Origin of the sequence: Dryocola clanedunensis (genome assembly GCF_038405435.1) — a bacterium.
GTDB classification, from domain to species: Bacteria; Pseudomonadota; Gammaproteobacteria; order Enterobacterales; family Enterobacteriaceae; genus Dryocola; species Dryocola clanedunensis_A.
In genome coordinates this window covers 1-515 of sequence record NZ_JBBYHZ010000235.1, presented here as the reverse complement: position 1 = coordinate 515, position 515 = coordinate 1, and the positions used below count along the sequence as shown (strand labels likewise).

Genomic DNA, 515 nt, shown 5'->3' with positions numbered 1-515 from the left:
CCAGCGCCTCCGAGGCGGCCCAGGTGGCCGACCCGCGATGGGTCGCCGGCGTACGCGTGGCCTGGAAGCGCTTCTACCGCTGGTTCAAGGGCCACGCCTGACAGCGCGCGCCCGTGGGCAGGCCGGCGCGTTACAGCGCGTCGGCGTCCAGCTCACCGGTGCGGATGCGCACCACGCTGCCCAGGTCGTACACGAAGACCTTGCCGTCGCCGATCTTGCCGGTGCCGGCCGCGGTCTGGATGGCCTCGACCACGGCCTCCAGGCGATCGTCGGTCACGACGGTCTCGATCTTGATCTTCGGCAGGAAATCCACGACGTACTCCGCGCCGCGATACAACTCGGTGTGGCCCTTCTGGCGCCCGAAGCCTTTGACTTCGGTCACGGTGATGCCCGACACGCCAGCGTCGGAGAGGGCCTCGCGGACCTCGTCGAGCTTGAACGGCCGGATGATGGCGGAGATCAGTTTCATGCGCATATCCCGATGGTGGATGGAACCGGCCCGCATGGGGCCGATG

General features: G+C 68.3%; 1 protein-coding gene. It reads right to left on the bottom strand.

Features of this window, described 5'->3' with window-relative positions; all coding sequences use genetic code 11:
- Positions 1 to 130: 130 nt before the first annotated feature.
- Entirely contained in the window at positions 131 to 469 is a 339-nt protein-coding gene (locus AAE045_RS24405; RefSeq protein ID WP_455549870.1) for a P-II family nitrogen regulator, read from the bottom strand.
- Between the last annotated feature and the right edge of the window lie 46 nt (positions 470 to 515).